Source organism: Pseudomonas sp. PDM25, assembly GCF_019219045.1.
In the GTDB taxonomy this organism is placed as follows: Bacteria; Pseudomonadota; Gammaproteobacteria; order Pseudomonadales; family Pseudomonadaceae; genus Aquipseudomonas.
Genome location: NZ_JAHUWL010000055.1, coordinates 1 through 746, shown reverse-complemented (window position 1 = coordinate 746; position 746 = coordinate 1). Strand labels below are relative to the sequence as shown.

1 protein-coding gene is annotated in these 746 nt (G+C 62.1%); it reads left to right on the top strand.

All coding sequences use genetic code 11. The features are described from left to right. Positions 1-746, top strand: a 746-nt coding sequence (locus tag KW848_RS31270) for an Ig-like domain-containing protein (RefSeq protein ID WP_218539172.1), incomplete at both ends; no start/stop codon positions are given.

Here is a 746-nt window from a genome sequence, read left to right as displayed (position 1 = left end):
ACCCTGAGTGTCGCGACCTTTACCGTCGCTGGCGTGACTGGCAGCTTCACCGCCGGCCAAGTTGCAACGATCGCCGGCGTTGGCACAGTGACGATCGCTGCCAACGGCGACTACAGCTTCACTCCGGACGCCAACTACAACGGTGCCGTGCCGCAAGTCAGCTACACCACCAACACTGGCTCCACCAGCACCCTGGACCTGAACGTCACCCCGGTCGACGACGCGAGCGTGCTGACCGCCGATGCCCAAACCATCGCCGAAGACACCGTTGCAGCCGGCAACGTGCTGAGCAATGACAGCGATGTCGATAACACCCTGAGTGTCGCGACCTTTACCGTCGCTGGTGTGACGGGTTCCTTTACTGCGGGTCAAGTCGCAACGATCGCCGGCGTTGGCACAGTGACTATCGCCGCCAACGGCGACTACAGCTTCACTCCGGACGCCAACTACAACGGTGCCGTGCCGCAAGTCAGCTACACCACCAACACTGGCTCCACCAGCACCCTGGACCTGAACGTCACCCCGGTCGACGACGCGAGTGTGCTGACCGCTGATGCCCAAACCGTCGCTGAAGACACCGTTGCAGCCGGCAACGTGTTGAGCAATGACAGCGATGTCGATAACACCCTGAGTGTCGCGACCTTTACCGTCGCTGGCGTGACTGGCAGCTTCACCGCCGGCCAAGTTGCAACGATCGCCGGCGTTGGCACAGTGACGATCGCTGCCAACGGCGACTACAGCTTCAC